A 14490-nucleotide genomic window follows, 5' to 3' on the forward strand; every position below is an offset into this window, starting at 1 on the left:
GACAGCATGTTTGACGCCATGTCGCTCGACATCGTGCCGGACGATCCGGCTCCGCGGCTTAGGCCTGCAGGGCCGATCGACGAGCCGTTCATTCGGCGCTTCTTCGAGGAGGTGCGAACAGGACAATTCACTGCTACGGGCTTGTCCGGACCAGTCGCCAGCCAGATCGTCGCGCAGCAGTTCCAGAGCCAAGTGGCCGGCTATGCCGCGCATTTTCCGGGTGCGATCTCGCTCATTGTGACACAAGGCGAGACCGCGATCGGCCGGCTCCTGCTCCATTGCCCAAGCGAGGACTGGCACATCATCGACATCGCGCTGCTGCCGGCCGCTTGCGGTCGCGGTGCCGGGACCAAGATCATGGAAGCTCTCGAAGCGAGCGCACGGCGGCAGGGTGTCGGGGCGCTGACGCTGTCGGTGCTCGCGAGCAATCTCGCCGCGCGCCGGTTCTACCTGCGGCAAGGATTTGCCGAGACCGGACAAGCGGGCGCCGCGCACGTTGCGATGAGAAAGGATTTCGCCTAGCGCGACGCCGCCTCGCGCAAGAAGCTCACGAGCGCAGCGTTGACCTCGTCGGGCCGCTCCTGCTGCACCCAATGGCCGGCGCCCTCGATGATGAGCTTGCGCTTGAGATTGGGCAGCACGCGCTCGAGTTCGTTGATGCGCTTGGCCCCGATCAGGCCGGTGATGACGGCGTCTTTCGAGCCGGCGATGAACAGCGATGGCTGGTGGATCTGCGCATCCTGCCATGGCGCCGTCAGCTCCCAATTGCGGTCGAGGTTCCGATACCAGTTCAGCCCGCCGCGGAAGCCGGACTTCCGGAAGCTCTCGGTGAAATAGGCAAGGTCAGCCTCGCTCAGCCAGGCCGGCAGCGGTTCTTCGGCGGTCGCGTGGCCGAGGAAGCCTTTGCCGTCCTGCACGAACATGGCGGCGCTGGGATCGGCGAGGCCGCGGCCGCCGAGCACGATCCGCATGGTGCGGGCGACGTCATGCTCGAACTCGGCTTCGGCGACGCCTGATGTCTGGAAATATTGCCAGTAGAAGTTGGTGACGCCGTTCTGGCGCAACAGGTCGAGCGGCTTGCCGCGGCCGCGGAACGGCGGCGGAACGCTCAGGCCCGCGACCGCCGTGAAGATGTCGGGCCGGAACAGTGCCGCATGCCAGGCGACCGGCGCGCCCCAGTCGTGGCCGATCACCATCGCCTTGGTCTCGCCGAGCGCCTGCACCAGGCCGACGACGTCGCCGACCGTGTCGAAGATCGAATAGGCGGCGACGTCCGCTGGCGCCGTGCTCTGCCCATAACCACGCATGTCGGGGGCGACGACGCGGAAACCTGCGTCCGCCAGCGCCGGGATCTGGTGGCGCCACGAATAGGAAAGTTCCGGCCAGCCGTGGCAGAGCACCACCAGCGGCCCCCGGCCGGCTTCCCGGATGAACAGGTCGATGCCGTTGGCCTTGATCACGCGGGTGGACGACATCGCTTTTCCGCCTTGTTTCAGAGGTTTGGTCGACAAATATGATGTGCCACGATAGGGGCGCAACGAGAATCGTGCAATCTCGGGTTCCGGCGGCCAGCCTCGTGTTGTTTGTCCCGGTTCCGACTGTTAGAACGCCGCTCTCAGGGCTTGGCCATGGCATTTCGTCTTTCTTTGCTTCGTTGCAGCCGGCTCACCGCCGGGGCGCTGGCGCGCGGGCTGCTCGCTGCGGTTCTGGTGGCGGGGATCGGCTGGGGCGGGGCGCTCTATGCTGCCAATCAGAGCATCCAGGGCGCCAAGAAGACGGAGGATGCCGGTTTCGACGGCGACGCCCCGACCGCGATCCTGATCGAGGCCTCCAGCGGCAGTGTGCTGTTCGAGAAGAACGCCGACGAGATGCGCGCGCCCTCCAGCATGATGAAGCTGATGACGGCGGAAGTGGTCTTCAACGCCGTCAAGAACGGCGACATCAAGCTCACCGACGAGTACCGGATCAGCGAGAACGCCTGGCGCAGGGGCGGGGCCCCCTCAGGCACATCGACCATGTTCGCCGCGATCAACAGCAAGGTCTCGGTCGACGATCTCCTGCACGGTGCGATCATCCAGAGCGGCAATGACGCCTGCATTGCACTGGCCGAAGGCATCGCCGGCAACGAGAAGATCTTTGCCGCTGACTTCATGACCAAGCGTGCCCGCGAACTCGGCATGATGAAGTCGACCTTCGGCAACTCCAACGGTTTGCCCGACCCCGGCAACAAGATGACGGTGCGCGAGCTCGGGATCCTCGCCCGGCACATCATCCTGGACTTCCCCGAATTCTACAAACTGTTCGGCGAGAAGGAGTTTACCTGGAACAAGATCCGTCAGCTCAACCGCAATCCGCTGCTCAACTCGATGGAAGGCGCCGACGGTCTGAAGACCGGCTACACCAAGGAGGGCGGCTACGGCATGGTCGGCTCGGCCGTTCAGAGCGGCACGCGGCTGATCGTGGTCGTCAACGGGCTGGAAGACTCGGAAGATCGCGCCACGGAAGCCAAGAAGATGCTGGAATGGGGCTTTCGCAATTTCGAGACCCGCACGCTAATCGCTGCCGGCGAGCCGGTTGGCAACGCCAAGGTGTTCGGCGGCGATAGCCGCTCGGTGAAGCTCGTTGCCAAAGAGCCTGTGAAGGTAATGGTGCACAAGAGTGGCGGCGACAAGCTGATCGCACGCGTGGTCTATACCGGTCCGGTGCGCGCGCCGATCCGCGAGGGTCAGCAGGTCGGCGTAGTCAAGGTCTGGCGCAGCGGCAACATCGCGGTGGAGACGCCGGTCTATGCCGGCGAGGCGATCGGCACCGGCTCGACTGTACGGCGTGCGATCGACGGGGCCAGCGAGCTCGTCATCGGCATGTTCCGCGCAGGCGCCGCAAAGCTCTGACCATGAGTGAAAGCGCAGCACAGCGGCCGTCCGGGCGCGGACGCTTCATCACCTTCGAAGGCGGCGAGGGGACGGGCAAGTCGACCCAGATCAAGAAGCTCGCCGACCGGCTCAATGCAGCCAGGCTCCGGACCCTCGTCACGCGCGAGCCGGGCGGTTCGCCGGGCGCCGAGATCATGCGGCATCTGGTACTCTCAGGAATGGGCAAGCTGCTCGGCCCGGAAGCCGAGACGCTGCTGTTTGCCGCCGCCCGCGATGACCATGTCCGCACCGTGATCGAGCCCGCGCTTAGCCAGGGCACCTGGGTCCTGTGCGACCGTTTCGCCGACTCGACGCGGGCCTATCAGGGCAGCCTCGGCAGCGTTCCGGCCGGGCTCATCAACGCGATGCAGCGGGTCACGATCGGCGATCTCAAGCCGGACCTCACCGTCATTCTCGACCTGCCGGTCGAGATCGGCCTGCAGCGCGCCGCGGCGCGCCGTGGCAGCGGCACGCCTGATCGGTTCGAGAGCGAGAAGCTCAGCTTCCATCAGGGCCTGCGCGAAGCCTATCGCAAGATCGCCGCGGAAGATCCCGCGCGCTGTGTGCTGATCGACGCCAATTCCGACCCCGATACGGTTGCCGGGCGGGTCTGGACCGCGCTGCGCGACCGCCTCCTTCCAACGCCTGCCTCGGTGGTTTCAGCATGAGCCCGCGTCAGGCCGAGCGCGAAACAGCCATTTCCCATCCGCGCGAGACGAGCCTTCTGTTCGGCCACCGCGAGGCCGAGACGGCGCTGCTGGCTGCCTATCGCAGCGGGCGCATTCCGCATGCCTGGCTGATCGGCGGGCCGCAGGGGATCGGCAAGGCGACACTGGCCTATCGCATGGCGCGCTTCGTGCTCGCCCACGGCCAGCCTCTGGCGCCATCCGTGCAGCGGGCCGAAAACCTCGCGATCGATCCGGGCGACGCCGTGGCGCGACAGGTTGCGGCGAGCTCGCACGGCGGCTTGTTGACACTGGAGCGCACCGCCAATGACCGCGGCGTGATGCGCACCGTGATCACCGTGGACGAGACACGTGAGACGATCGGCTTCTTCGGCTCGACCGCGACGGCGGAAGGTTGGCGCGTCTGCATCGTCGACACCGTCGACGAGCTCAATCCGAATGCGGCCAACGCGCTGCTGAAAATTCTCGAAGAGCCGCCGCAGCAATCGCTGTTCCTGCTGGTGAGCCACGCGCCAGCACGCGTGCTCGCCACGATCCAGTCGCGCTGCCGCAAGCTGCGCCTGCGTCCGCTCGCAACCGACGACGTGATTGGCGCCGCAGCGAGCGCCGCCGATCTCGATCCGAACGATCCGGCGCTGCGCGAGGCGGCCGAGGCCTCGGAGGGCAGTGTCGCGCGGGCGCTGACGCTGCTCGGCGGTGACGCGCTGAAACTCCAGCAGCGCACGGCGGCGCTCCTGGCACGTTTGCCGCAGGTCGATCCGCGCGAATTGCATACGCTTGGCGATTCGCTCGGCACCAGCGACCGTGTCGCGCTTGCAGCCTTCATAGACGGCATCGACCGCTGGATCGCGGAGCGCCTGCATTCCGACGAAGCCAATGCCAACCAGAACCTGCCGCGCCTTGCGCGCCTTGCGGAGGTATGGGAAAAGATCGTCCGCGCCGCGCGCGACACCGAAACCTACAATCTGGAGCGAAAGCCCTTGGTTTTCTCGGTGTTCAGCTGGCTGGCGGACGCAACGCGCTAGGCGCAGGTTCGTTTCCAAATTTCGAGAAGCCGGTAAAGGAATTCGTGGTGGCAACGCGAGCTAAGAAAACCGTTAAAGGCAAGAGCAGCAAGAACAAGGCTGCGAAAAAAGCCACCAAGAAGGCGACGAAGGCGCGCGCGCGCAAGGTTGCCAAGAAGGTCGAGAAGCGCAAGAAGGCTGCCGCCAAGACGCGCGTGAAGAAGAGCGCAGCGAAGATGGCAAAGAAAGCCGGCAAGAAGGCCGCGAAGAAGCAGGCCGTTGCCAAGACAGCCTCAAAGAAAAAGGCCACCGCGAAGCCAGCCAAGACTTCGGCGAGCAAGGCTCCGGCGAAGAAGGTGGCCAAGAAGGCGAGGGTGATTGCTCCTCCCGTCGCCGCCGTACCGGCCGCGGCCACCGCTCCGAAGGCACCCAAGCCGAAGGCGCCGCGCGCCCCGAAGGCTGTCGCTCCGCCGCAGGCCGCGGCAGCCGTTGCAGCACCTGCACGCGACAACGTCTTCTACATCACGACCGCGATCGCCTATCCCAATGGCAGCCCGCATATCGGCCACGCCTATGAGGCGATCGCGACCGACGTGTTGGCGCGCTTTGCGCGGCTCGACGGCAAGGATGTATTCTTCCTGACCGGTACCGACGAGCACGGTCTGAAGATGATCCAGACCGCGCAGAACGAGGGCCTGACCCCGTCCGCGCTCGCGGCCCGTAACGCCGGCCGCTTCAAGGAGATGGATGAGCGTCTGAATGTCTCGTTCGACCGCTTCATCCGCACCACTGAAGAACAGCACCATCGCTCCAGCCAGGAGATCTGGCGGCGCATGGAAGCGAACGGCGATATCTATGCCGACACCTATTCCGGCTGGTACTCCGTTCGCGACGAAGCCTATTACGCCGAGGACGAGACGCGCCTGAACGATGACGGCGTACGCCTTGGTCCGCAGGGCACGCCAGTCGAATGGGTCGAGGAAAAGAGCTATTTCTTCCGCCTGTCGGCCTATCAGGACAAATTGCTCAAGCTCTACACGGACAATCCCGATTTTATCGGTCCGGACTCCCGCAAGAACGAGGTGGTGAGCTTCGTCAAGGGCGGCCTGCGCGATCTCTCGATCTCGCGCACCACCTTCGACTGGGGCGTCAAGGTCCCCGGCGACGAAGAGCACGTGATGTATGTGTGGGTCGACGCGCTGACCAATTACATCACCGGCGTCGGATTCCCCGATGAAAGCGACGAGAAGTGGCGCTACTGGCCGGCTGATGTGCACATCATCGGCAAGGACATCATCCGCTTCCACGCGGTGTATTGGCCCGCGTTCCTGATGTCGGCCGGCATTCCCGTGCAGAAGCGGGTCTATGCCCACGGCTTCCTATTCAACAGGGGCGAGAAGATGTCGAAGTCGGTCGGCAACGTCGTCGACCCATTCAATCTCGCGGACCAGTACGGCGTCGACCAGATGCGCTATTTCTTCCTGCGCGAGGTGCCGTTCGGACAGGATGGCAACTACAATCACGAGGCCATCGTCGCGCGCATCAATGCCGACCTCGCCAATGATCTCGGCAACCTCGCGCAGCGCTCGCTGTCGATGATCGCAAAACAGCTCGGCGGCGTGCTGCCGGAGCCAGGCGAGTTCAGCGACAACGACAAGGCGATCTTGGCGATGGCCGACGGCATGGTCGCGGCCAGCCGTGAAGCGATGGCGACGCAGCAGATCCATCACTGGCTCAATGCCGTCTGGGCCGTGGTCGCGGAAGCCAACCGCTATTTCGCGGGTGAGGCGCCGTGGGCGCTCGCCAAGACCGATCCTGCGCGGCAGAAGACGGTGCTCTATGTCACCGCCGAAGTCGTGCGCCAGATCGCGATCCTGGCACAGCCGGCGATGCCGACCGCCTCGGGCTTGCTGCTCGACAGCCTCGGCATCTCCGAAGGTGAGCGCAACTTCGCCATGCTCGGTGGAGCCAGGCGGATCGCGCCGGGCTCGACGCTGCCGGCGCCGACGCCGGCGTTCCCGCGCTACATCGAGCCGGCGGCCTGAGGCGTTCGCACGATGCTGGTCGACAGTCACTGCCACCTGGATTTTCCTGACTTTGCGGAAGATCTCGACGGGATCGTCTCGCGTGCACGTGCGGCCGGCATCGGCCGCATGGTCACGATCTCGACGCGGGTGCGGCGTCTGAAAGACCTGCTCGCGATTGCCGAGCGCTACGACGATGTCTATTGCTCGGTCGGCACTCATCCGCACAACGCGGATGAGGAAGACGGTATCTCGCCGAATGAGCTGATTGCGCTGACGGAGCATCCCAAGGTCGTCGCGCTCGGTGAAGCCGGGCTCGATTATTTCTATGACAACGGTTCGCCGGAGGCGCAGGCGAGGGGCTTTCGCGCCCACATCGCGGCCGCGCGGGTGACCGGGCTGCCGCTGGTGATCCACACTCGGGAGGCGGATGAGGATTGCGCCCGCATCCTGGAAGAGGAGGCGGCGAAGGGGGGCGTTTCGCGCCGTGCTGCATTGTTACACCGGCGGGCGCGAGCTGGCGCTGAAGGCAGTATCGCTCGGGCTCTATATCGGCTTCACAGGCATCGTGACCTTCAAGAAGTCGGATGCCTTGCGTGCATTGGCGGCCGAATTACCGTCTGACCGTATTCTGGTTGAAACAGACTCACCCTATCTTGCGCCTGGCAAGTTCCGGGGCAAACGCAACGAGCCGGCCTATGTGGTCGAGGTCGCAAAGGTGCTCGCCGAAACGCGCGGCGTGCCGCTTGATGAGATCTCACGCCAGACCACCGAAAACTTCTTCCGCCTGTTCGCCAAAGTGAAAGCTTGAGACTGGAAGCCGCATGACGCTGACGCTGACGATCCTGGGCTGCGGCTCCTCCGCCGGCGTGCCGCGCCCGGCGCTCGGCTGGGGCGCCTGCGATCCCAACAATCCAAAGAACCGCCGACGCCGCTGCTCGCTGCTGGTCGAGCATACCGGCGAGCATGGCACCACGCGCATCGTGATCGACACCTCGCCGGATCTGCGCGAGCAGCTCATCGATGCCAATGTCGATCACATCGATGCGGTGTTCCTGACGCATGAGCATGCCGACCAGACCCATGGCATGGACGATCTGCGCTCGGTCGTCCTTCACATGCGCAAGCGCATTCCGGTCTATTTCAACCAGTCGACCGCCAAGGACATCATGGCGCGGTTCTCCTATTGCTTCATCTCGCCGGAGGGCAGTGATTATCCGCCGATCCTGACGCGGCATGGAATCGAGGCAGGCGAGAGCCAGACGATTTTGGGGAAAGGGGGCGCGGTGACGCTGCGGGCCTTCCTGGTGCAGCACGGCAAGATCCCGGCTCTCGGCTATCGCATTGGCAATGCCGCCTACACGCCCGACCTCAACGACATCCCGCGCGAGAGCTGGGGCGCGCTGGAAAATCTCGATCTCTGGATCATTGATGGATTGCGCTACGCCAGCCACTCCAGCCATTTCAGCATCAACGAGGCGCTGTCCTGGATCGAGCGCTTCAAGCCGAAGCGTGCCGTCATCACCAACATGACGGCCGATGTCGATTACGAGGTGATCCGGCAATCGCTGCCATCCGGCGTGATCCCAGCCTATGACGGGCTGCGGCTGGAGATGCGCTGAGGAATCGCGGCGCAGACGCGGCCGATGTTTCTAAATGTGCCTGAAGCCAGGACAGGCTCAGGTCGAGATCGCCTTCGACGATCCCACCTCGCTCCGCAGCAGGAATTTCTGGATCTTGCCGGTCGAGGTCTTCGGGATCGGTCCGAACACGACGGCCTTCGGCGTCTTGAAGCCGCTCATATGCGACCGGCAGAACGCGATGATGTCGGCCTCGGTTGCACTCGCGCCGTCCTTCAGTTCGACGAAGGCGCAGGGCACCTCGCCCCATTTCGGATCGGGCTTTGCGACCACGGCGGCGAACAGCACGGCGGGGTGCTTGTAAAGGATGTCCTCGACCTCGACGGAGGAGATGTTCTCGCCGCCGGAGATGATGATGTCCTTGGAGCGGTCCTTGATGGTGACGTAGCCATGCTCGTCGAGCACGCCGAGATCGCCGGTGTGAAACCAGCCGCCTTCGAAGGCTTCCTTCGTGGCCTTCTCGTTCTTGAGATAGCCCTTCATCACGATGTTGCCGCGGAACATGACCTCGCCGATGGTCTCGCCGTCGCGCGGCACTTCCTGCATGGTCTGCGGATTGATCACGGTGACGCCTTCCTCGAGCGGGTAGGGCACGCCCTGCCGCCGCTTCATGCGTGCGCGATCGGCGGCCGGAAGCTCGTCCCAGCCCGGCTGCTCGGCGCAGACGGAGGCGGGACCGTAAACCTCGGTCAGGCCGTAGACATGGGTGAGCTTGATGCCGATGTTTTCAGCGCCTTCCAGCACCGCGACCGGCGGCGCGGCACCTGCGATCAGCCCGACGACGCGATGCGCCGCGCCGCCCTTCGGTGCATCGGGTGCGTTGATCAGCACGTTGTAGACGATCGGCGCGCCGCACATGTGGGTGACGCCGTGCGTCTTGATCAGCTCGAAGATCTTGGTCGGCTCGACCTTGCGCAGGCAGACATTGATCCCGGCGGCAGCCGCAATGGTCCACGGGAAGCACCAGCCGTTGCAATGGAACATGGGCAGTGTCCAGAGATAGACCGGGTGCTGGCCGAGATTGCCGGCGAGGATGTTGCTGATGGCGTTGAGATAGGCGCCGCGATGATGGGTGACGACGCCCTTGGGATTGCCCGTCGTGCCCGAGGTGTAGCTCAGCGCGATCGCGTCCCATTCGTCCTTCGGCGGAATCGCTGCGAAATTCGAGTCACCCTGCGCAACGGCCGCCTCATACTCGATCTCGCCGATGCGCTTGCCGCCCTTGAAGGAGGCGTCATCGACGTCGACCACCAACGGCTTCGGCCCATTCATTTGCGCGAGCGCGTCGCTGATGACGGCCGAAAATTCCGGATCGACCAGGAGGATCTTGGCCCCGCCATGGTCGAGCTGAAACGCGATGGAGGGTGCGTCAAGGCGGATGTTGAGCGCGTTGAGCACGGCACCCGTCATCGGCACTGCGAAATGCGCTTCGTTCATAGCCGGAATGTTCGGCAGCATCGCCGCCACGGTGTCGCCGACGCCGATGCCCTTGCCGGCAAGCCAGGACGCAAAGCGCTTGCAGCGCTCATGCGTCTCGCGCCACGTGAAGCTGCGCCCCTCATAGACCGCACTGACGTGATCGGGATAGACCGCAGCACTGCGCGCCAGGAAGCTCAGCGGGCTCAGCGGCACGTAGTTGGCGGGCGTCTTGTCAAGGCCGATGTTGTATTGGTTCTGTCGCTCACTCATCGACACCCTCCTTCACGCGCAGGCTTACAGGAATCCGATTGAGATCCACGGGAAGACCGCGACGATGATTAATCCCACGAGCAGCGCCAGCAGGTAGCCCCAGATCGGCCTGATGCCTTCGGCCGGGTCGACGCGTCCGATGGCGCAGGCGGCATAATAGCCGACGCCGAACGGCGGGGCGAATAGCCCGATACCCATCGCCAGAATGATGATCATGGCGTAGTGCACCTCGTGCACCCCGACGAGGCGCGCGATCGGAAACAGCAGCGGCCCGAACAGCACGATCGCCGGAATGCCCTCCAGCACGCTGCCGAGGATCACGAAGGCCAGGATCGAGACCGCGATAAAGGTCGCCGAGCCGCCGGGCAGGCCGGTCATGGAGGCCGCGAGCGCACGTGAGAAGCCGGATTGGGTCAGGCCCCAGGCCATGCCGGTCGCCGTGCCGATGATGAGCAGGATGGCGCCCGACAGGCAGGCGGTCTCGATCAGCATCGGCAGCAGCCGCCGCCAGTCGAACTGCCGGTAGATCAGGAGCCCAATCAGGAGTGCGTAGACGATGCCGATGGTCGACACTTCAGTCGCCGTGGCGATGCCTTCGACGACGGCGTAGCGGATCACGAAGGGCAGGGCCAGGGCAGGGATCGCGACCAGGAACGTCCGCGCAATCTCGCGCGAGGTCGCGCGCTGGACGTGGCTGAGGTCCTCGCCGCGGTAGCGCCACCACACCAGCCCCGACAGGGTCAGCGCCAGCACGAAGCCGGGCAGCAGACCGCCGGTGAACAATGCCGAAATCGAAACGCCGGTCACCGAGCCGATGGTGATCAGCACGAGGCTTGGCGGTATGGTCTCGGTCTGGGCGCCGGTGGCCGCCAGGAGCGCAACGAGATCGCCGGAACGGGCGCCGCGCTGCTTCATCTCCGGAAACAGCACCGGCGCGACCGCCGCCATGTCAGCCGCCTTGGCGCCGGAAATACCGGAGACCAGGTACATGGCGCCGACCAGCACATAATGCAGGCCGCCGCGGACATGGCTGAGCAGGCTCGCCAGGAACGCCACCATCGCCTTCGCCATCCCGGTCATCTCGATCAGGAGCCCCAGGAACACGAACAGCGGCACCGAGAGCAGGATCAGGTGGCTCATGCCCTCGTCCATGCGCCCGACCAGCACCATCAGCGGCGTCCGCGTGGTCAGCGCCAGATAGCCGAAGATCGCAAGTCCAAACGCGAACGCAATCGGCACGCCCGCGAACACGCAGAAGCCGACAACGCCGACGAAGAAGATGATCAGGTTGATGTTGCCGAGCGGCTTGAGCAGCGGCTGCGCGAACCAGAACAGGGCGATCAGGACGGCGACGGTCGCCGCAGCCGCCAGCAAGGTCTTGAGGTCGCCGACGCGGAGCAGCCGCAGCAGCGCGAACAGCACCATCAGACAGATGCCCACAGGCAGCGCCGCGGCGCGCCAGGTGTTGGAGATCTGGAGCGCCGGTGTGGTGATGAAGCTTTCCTCGTAGGCGTATTCATAGGCCGGGCGCACGATCAGCAGCAGGAAGGCCAGCGCGGCACAGGTCGCGACCACGTCGAGATAGGCCCGGAGCCTTGGGCCGGCGCTGGCGACCAGCGCCGTCATCCGCATGTGCTCGTTGCGGCGGAACGCGACCGCCGAGCCCAGCATCGCCAGCCACAGGAACAGCATCGAGGCTAGCTCGTCCGACCAGACCAGCGGAGCATGCAGCACGTAGCGCGAGACCACGCCGGCAAACAGGATCACGACCTCGGCGACGACGAGGATCGCCGCCGGGATCTCGACCAGCCATTTGAGAGCAAGCTCGATGGAACCAAGCACAGGCCGGCGGCGAGGGGACTCGGCCACCTCGCCGGCCACGGCTGGCGTCATGTCGACATGAGCCATGGCAAGGCCCCTATTGCTTACGCGTTACGACAGCTTGCCGACGGACTTTTCGAGCAGATCCCAGGCCTTCTCGCCGTACTTGCCCTTCCACTCGGCGTAGAAGCCGGCCGCGCGCAGCTTGTCGCGGAACGGCCCGACCTCGGGCTGATTGAACAGCAGGCCCTTGCCGGTCAGCTCCTGCTTGACGGTGGCATTGAGCTTCTCCGTGTCCTCGCGCTCCTTGACGGCGGCTGCGTTGACGTTCTTGGCGACGATCGCCTTGATATCGTCCGGCAGCGCCTGCCAGGCGCGGCGGTTCATCAGGAACCAGAAACCGTCCCACATGTGGTTGGTCAGCGAGCAGTACTTCTGGACCTCGTAGAGCTTCGCTGCCGAGATCAGCGCCAGCGGGTTCTCCTGGCCCTCGACGATCTTGGTCTGGAGCGCCGAATAGACCTCGCTGAAATTGATCGAGGCGGGCGAGGCATCGAACGCCTTGAACATCGAGGTCCACAGCGGCGACACCGGCACGCGGATCTTGAAGCCCTTGAAGTCGTCAGGGCCGTTGATCGGCTTGGTCGACGACGTGGTCTGGCGGAAGCCGTTGTCCCAGATCTTCTCCATGACCTCGAGGCCGGCCTTGTTGATCTCGCCGCGAACATAGGCGCCGAGCTCGCCGTCCATGGCCTTCCAGACCGTGGGATAGTCCGGGAACGCGAAGCCGATGCCGTTGATCGAGGCTGCCGGTACCAGGGTGGCCAGGATCAGGCCGGACAGCGTGAAGAACTCGACGCCGCCGGAGCGCACCTGGCTCAGCATGTCGGTGTCGGAGCCGAGCTGGCTGTTCGGGAAGACTTGCAGGTCGAACCGGCCGTTGGTCTCGGTCTTAATCGCAGCTGCCATCTCACGGGCCCGGGTCACGAACGGATGCGACTCCGGCAGGTTGTTGGCGAACTTGTAGGAGAACTCGGCGGCCTGGGCACGCGCCACGTAAGGCGCGCTGACGCCGCCAAAGATAGCGGTCGCGGCGGAGGCCTTGAGAAGCGTGCGTCGGGAAAAGCTCATGGGTCTGCTTCCTCAAAAGGATTGTTCTTGTTGTGAGATGCAAACCTATACGGACGTCGGGTCAGAAGGTCAGCTGCGATCTCGCGAGCTTCGCTTATTGCAGCCGGACAACGTCACGGCAATATCGGCTTTCGGCACATGGGCCGGTTTCAAAAACTGAAAAACAACCCCATGCACAGTAGCCGTCAAGAGCTGAGGCGATGAGCAAGCGCGAAGCCGAAAACGGACCCTGAGCGAAGGCGCTGTGGGAGGAATTCGACCTAAATATCTGATCTAATTAGATATAAATATATTCCATAATATACCTTATGCGAATTACGGATATGGGTGTGCAGGTCAGGCCAGCCAAATCCACGGCTACTCAAATACCCCGCTCCCGGCCCACACTTGGCCCCAACGAGCGTCAACCGACACTGCAGCTGAGTGCCACACAGCATTGGGAGGTTCGTCATGCAGGAGAACGTCGCAAGCGCGACCGGCTCGCGCACCATTCCATTCGACGCCGCCAAGCTCGACCGCCTGATGGAGGCCGCCGGCCTCGACGTGCTGGTCGCGACCTCCAAGCACAATGTGCAGTACCTGCTGGGTGCCGAGCGCGCGATCTTCTTCGACTACATGGACGCCATGGGCGTCAGCCGCTATCTGCCGGTCCTGGTCTATCCCAAGGGCGCGCCCGACAAAGCCGTCTATGTCGGCCACCGGCTGGAGACCCATCAGCGCGCCGTGGCGCCGCTTTGGGTGCCACACGTCCGGACCGAGTCCAGCGGCTCGGTCGACGCGATGACGCGGGCCATAGGCCTTGTCAGGGACGCCGGCGTGCTGCTGAAGCGGGTCGGGGTCGAGATGGCGTTCCTGCCGATGGACGCGGGCCGGGCGCTGGCTGACACCCTGCCCGGCGCCGAGTTCAAGGACGCGCTGCTGGTGCTGGAGCGGCTGCGCGCGGTCAAGTCGGCGGACGAACTGGCCAAGCTCAAGACCGCGTCGGAGCTGGTGATCGCCTCGATGCTGGAGGTGATCGCCGGACACGGGCCGGGCACGACCAAGCAGCAATTGTCGGACGCACTTCGCGTTGCCGAAGCCAATCGTGGCCTGACCTTCGAATACTGCCTGCTTGCCTGCGGCAACAGCCACAACCGGGCGCCGTCGGCGCAGCGTTGGGAGCAAGGCGACGTGTTGTCGCTCGACTCCGGCGGCAACTATCACGGCTATATCGGCGATCTCGCGCGCATGGCCGTGCTGGGCGATCCCGATGCCGAGCTGAAGGACTGTCTGGCCGAGATCGAAGCGGTGCAGCGCGCCGCCTTCGGCGCGGTCCGGCCGGGTGCTATGGGCGGTGAGATCTACGTCGTTGCCGAGCGTCAGCTGGCGCAGATCAGCCAGCGCGACTGCACCGATTTCCTGGCGCACGGCATGGGCCTCGTCAGCCACGAGGCCCCTCGCCTGACCGCCAAAGGTCCGGTTCCCTACGACGACACCGACGCCCGGTTGCCGCTCGAGCCCGGCATGGTGGTGTCGATCGAGACCACGATGAAGCACCCCAGGCGCGGCTTCATCAAGCTCGAGGACACGGTTGTCGTGACGCC

At 64.6% G+C, this 14490-nt stretch carries 11 protein-coding genes and 1 pseudogene; 8 read left to right on the forward strand and 4 right to left on the reverse strand.

All coding sequences use genetic code 11. From position 1 onward, the window contains the following. Positions 1-6 precede the first annotated feature (6 nt). Positions 7-522, forward strand: coding sequence for a GNAT family N-acetyltransferase (locus tag AC629_RS21860; protein ID WP_084807047.1), 516 nt, complete (start codon positions 7-9; stop codon positions 520-522). Here AC629_RS21860 and AC629_RS21865 read toward each other — a convergent pair. Continuing rightward, positions 519-1475: an alpha/beta fold hydrolase gene (locus AC629_RS21865; protein WP_084807058.1), complete on the reverse strand. Its 957-nt coding sequence runs from the start codon at positions 1473-1475 to the stop codon at positions 519-521. The two genes, AC629_RS21860 and AC629_RS21865, sit on opposite strands and share 4 nt — an antisense overlap. 153 nt (positions 1476-1628) lie before the next feature. On the opposite strand from AC629_RS21865, the gene AC629_RS21870 reads away from it, so the two are divergent. The 6 genes and pseudogenes from AC629_RS21870 (at position 1629) to AC629_RS21895 (ending at position 8248) form a co-directional block, all read left to right on the forward strand. Beyond that, positions 1629-2891, forward strand: a complete 1263-nt coding sequence (locus tag AC629_RS21870; protein WP_084807048.1) for a D-alanyl-D-alanine carboxypeptidase family protein — start codon at positions 1629-1631, stop codon at positions 2889-2891. Positions 2892-2893: 2 nt separating this feature from the next. Next, on the forward strand, positions 2894-3580 hold the full coding sequence (gene tmk, locus AC629_RS21875) for a dTMP kinase (RefSeq protein ID WP_084807049.1): 687 nt from the start codon (positions 2894-2896) through the stop codon (positions 3578-3580). After that, complete coding sequence (locus tag AC629_RS21880; RefSeq protein WP_084807050.1) at positions 3577-4623, forward strand: DNA polymerase III subunit delta'; 1047 nt, start codon at positions 3577-3579, stop codon at positions 4621-4623. Before tmk ends, AC629_RS21880 begins: the two co-directional genes overlap by 4 nt. Before the next feature lie 47 nt (positions 4624-4670). Continuing rightward, a complete protein-coding gene (metG, locus tag AC629_RS21885) occupies positions 4671-6647 on the forward strand; it encodes a methionine--tRNA ligase (protein ID WP_084807051.1) in 1977 nt (658 codons plus the stop codon). Between the two features lie 12 nt (positions 6648-6659). Continuing rightward, positions 6660-7437 (forward strand): annotated as a pseudogene (locus tag AC629_RS21890) (TatD family hydrolase). 13 nt (positions 7438-7450) lie between these two features. Next, complete coding sequence (locus AC629_RS21895; protein ID WP_084807052.1) at positions 7451-8248, forward strand: MBL fold metallo-hydrolase; 798 nt, start codon at positions 7451-7453, stop codon at positions 8246-8248. A 57-nt stretch (positions 8249-8305) separates the two neighbouring features. Here the strand turns inward: AC629_RS21895 and AC629_RS21900 are convergent, their stop codons facing one another. From AC629_RS21900 to AC629_RS21910, 3 genes are read right to left on the reverse strand one after another with little or no spacing between them, the layout of a single operon-like run. Beyond that, positions 8306-9955 (reverse strand): acyl-CoA synthetase, encoded by a 1650-nt coding sequence (locus AC629_RS21900; RefSeq protein WP_084807053.1) that lies wholly within the window; start codon positions 9953-9955, stop codon positions 8306-8308. A 24-nt stretch (positions 9956-9979) separates the two neighbouring features. After that, positions 9980-11863 (reverse strand): TRAP transporter large permease, encoded by a 1884-nt coding sequence (locus tag AC629_RS21905; protein ID WP_084807054.1) that lies wholly within the window; start codon positions 11861-11863, stop codon positions 9980-9982. Between the two features lie 24 nt (positions 11864-11887). Continuing rightward, positions 11888-12907 carry a TRAP transporter substrate-binding protein gene (locus AC629_RS21910; RefSeq protein WP_084807055.1) on the reverse strand — a complete coding sequence of 340 codons (1020 nt, stop codon included), beginning with the start codon at positions 12905-12907 and terminating at the stop codon, positions 11888-11890. A gap of 450 nt (positions 12908-13357) precedes the next feature. Here AC629_RS21910 and AC629_RS21915 point away from each other — a divergent pair. Beyond that, positions 13358-14490: M24 family metallopeptidase (locus AC629_RS21915; protein ID WP_084807056.1), on the forward strand; the 1133-nt coding region annotated here is incomplete at its 3' end.

This window comes from Bradyrhizobium sp. NAS80.1, from assembly GCF_001908205.1.
GTDB lineage: Bacteria > Pseudomonadota > Alphaproteobacteria > Rhizobiales > Xanthobacteraceae > Bradyrhizobium.

What these genes read in the sequence shown, in the direction of transcription:
- AC629_RS21860 (WP_084807047.1), top strand. Translation starts at nt 7, where the DNA reads ATGTTTGACGCCATGTCGCTCGACATCGTGCCGGACGATCCGGCTCCG.
- AC629_RS21865 (WP_084807058.1), bottom strand. Translation starts at nt 1,475, where the DNA reads ATGTCGTCCACCCGCGTGATCAAGGCCAACGGCATCGACCTGTTCATC.
- AC629_RS21870 (WP_084807048.1), top strand. Translation starts at nt 1,629, where the DNA reads ATGGCATTTCGTCTTTCTTTGCTTCGTTGCAGCCGGCTCACCGCCGGG.
- tmk (WP_084807049.1), top strand. Translation starts at nt 2,894, where the DNA reads ATGAGTGAAAGCGCAGCACAGCGGCCGTCCGGGCGCGGACGCTTCATC.
- AC629_RS21880 (WP_084807050.1), top strand. Translation starts at nt 3,577, where the DNA reads ATGAGCCCGCGTCAGGCCGAGCGCGAAACAGCCATTTCCCATCCGCGC.
- AC629_RS21895 (WP_084807052.1), top strand. Translation starts at nt 7,451, where the DNA reads ATGACGCTGACGCTGACGATCCTGGGCTGCGGCTCCTCCGCCGGCGTG.
- AC629_RS21900 (WP_084807053.1), bottom strand. Translation starts at nt 9,955, where the DNA reads ATGAGTGAGCGACAGAACCAATACAACATCGGCCTTGACAAGACGCCC.
- AC629_RS21905 (WP_084807054.1), bottom strand. Translation starts at nt 11,863, where the DNA reads ATGGCTCATGTCGACATGACGCCAGCCGTGGCCGGCGAGGTGGCCGAG.
- AC629_RS21910 (WP_084807055.1), bottom strand. Translation starts at nt 12,907, where the DNA reads ATGAGCTTTTCCCGACGCACGCTTCTCAAGGCCTCCGCCGCGACCGCT.